Here is a 1,890-nt window from a genome sequence, read left to right as displayed (position 1 = left end):
CGAAAATCACACTTTTTTATTGTATAATTGTTGCAGTTCATAAATAAAACTGATACAATGTATATATGAACGAATACAGACGAACAAACACAACCGTATCACTAATCAACTATCATTTCGTTTTTTGTCCTCGATATAGAAGGAAAATATTCCTTCGTAGTGATGTAGAGGAGCGTTTCAAACAATTGGTACAAGAAATATGTGAAGAATTAGATATTGTCATTGTTGCTTTAGAGTGTGACAAAGACCACACACATATGTTTCTTAATGCACTACCAATGCTTAGCCCTGCTGATATTATGGCAAAAATCAAAGGAGTGACTTCTAAAAAGTTAAGAGAGGAATTTCCTCATCTTCGACATTTGCCAAGTCTATGGACACGCTCCTATTTCGTTTCTACCGCAGGGAATGTATCAAGCGAAACAATAAAGCGTTATGTCGAACAACAAAAAACAAGGGGGTGAAAATATATTGCATTTTGTAGACTTAAAAGGAAAAAGCAAGAGTCAATTAGAAGATATGCTTTTGGAAAAGCAAGACAATTTATTATTTGGGTATAAAATGATTCAACAAGGGACACCAAAATCAGCATTAGCAGAGGAAATATGGAAAACTGAACAAGAAATTTCAATCATTAAGCGCAAGCTAAAAAGGAAGTGAAACAATGTCGCAAACAGTCACTGTGAAAATCAAATTGTTACCTACGAAAAAACAGGCTTTAACTTTGACTGAAATGAGTAAAACATACATTTCAACAATCAATGACCTTGTATCTGAAATGGTAAAAGAAAAGAAAAGCACTAAGAAAACAAGTAAAAATATTGATGTTTCCTTGCCAAGTGCGGTAAAGAACCAAGCGATTAAAGATGCAAAAAGTGTTTTTAGGAAATATAAGAAAACCAATCGCTTGTCAGTTTTAAAGAAACCGATGTGTATTTGGAACAATCAAAACTACTCATTTGACTTCACTCATATCTATTTGCCTATCATGATTGATGGTAAAGCTAAGAAAACACCTATTCGTGCTTTGTTGGTTGATAAAGATAATCGAAATTTTAATTTGCTTAAACAGAAGTTAGGCACACTGCGTATCACGAAAAAGTCAAATAAATGGGTTGCACAAATTTCTGTCACCATACCCACTGTTAAAAAAACAGGAGTAAAGGTCATGGGAGTGGATTTAGGATTAAAAGTACCTGCTGTTGCTGTGACTGATGATGAAAAAGTGCGTTTCTTCGGTAACGGTAGAGAGAATAAATACAAAAAGAGAAAGTTTCGTTCTGTTCGCAAGGCATTAGGCAAAAAGAAAAAATTGAATGCTATTCGCAATTCAAAAAACAAGGAACAACGTTGGATGAAAGATAAAGACCATAAGATTAGTCGTGCGATTGTTAATTTTGCTAAAGAAAATAAAGTATCTGTCATTCGCTTAGAACGATTAGCGAACATCAGACAGACGACAAGAACAAGTCGTAAAAACGAAAAGAATTTGCACACTTGGTCATTCTATCGCCTATCTCAATTCATTGAATACAAAGCTAACTTAGAAGGTATTGAAGTCGAATATGTGAATCCTGCCTACACAAGTCAAACATGTCCTAGATGTTCTGAAAAGAACAAGGCACAAGACAGAAAATATAAGTGTAAATGCGGATTCGAGAAACATAGGGACATAGTTGGTGCTATGAATATTCGATATGCACCTGTGGTTGATGGTAACAGTCAACCAGCCTAAGATGCTATATGCACTGTCTTAGGAGGGGCAATGAGATGCCCTCACCTTGAGGACTGTTCAAAACAGAAATGGACTGCGAACGCTTAGTCACTCAAGAATCCCACCCGTTAAACCGTAAGGTTTAGGGCTTGCGACTTTAGTCGTGGGAGTCTCAA

General features: G+C 35.7%; 3 protein-coding genes. All 3 read left to right on the top strand.

From position 1 onward, the window contains the following. The first annotated feature begins 65 nt into the window (after positions 1 to 65). The 3 genes from tnpA to LIZ98_RS17350 are packed head-to-tail and all read left to right on the top strand — an operon-like array spanning position 66 to position 1,735. Positions 66 to 464, top strand: coding sequence for an IS200/IS605 family transposase (gene tnpA / locus LIZ98_RS17360; RefSeq protein WP_227140389.1), 399 nt, complete (start codon positions 66 to 68; stop codon positions 462 to 464). 7 nt (positions 465 to 471) lie between these two features. Continuing rightward, on the top strand, positions 472 to 660 hold the full coding sequence (locus tag LIZ98_RS17355) for a hypothetical protein (RefSeq protein WP_227140388.1): 189 nt from the start codon (positions 472 to 474) through the stop codon (positions 658 to 660). Between the two features lie 4 nt (positions 661 to 664). After that, positions 665 to 1,735, top strand: a complete 1,071-nt coding sequence (locus tag LIZ98_RS17350) for an RNA-guided endonuclease InsQ/TnpB family protein (RefSeq protein WP_227140387.1) — start codon at positions 665 to 667, stop codon at positions 1,733 to 1,735. Positions 1,736 to 1,890: the final 155 nt, after the last annotated feature.

This window comes from Caldibacillus sp. 210928-DFI.2.18, from assembly GCF_020554505.1.
Lineage (GTDB): Bacteria > Bacillota > Bacilli > Bacillales > Caldibacillaceae > Caldifermentibacillus > Caldifermentibacillus hisashii.
This window is presented reverse-complemented; position numbering and strand designations above follow the sequence as displayed.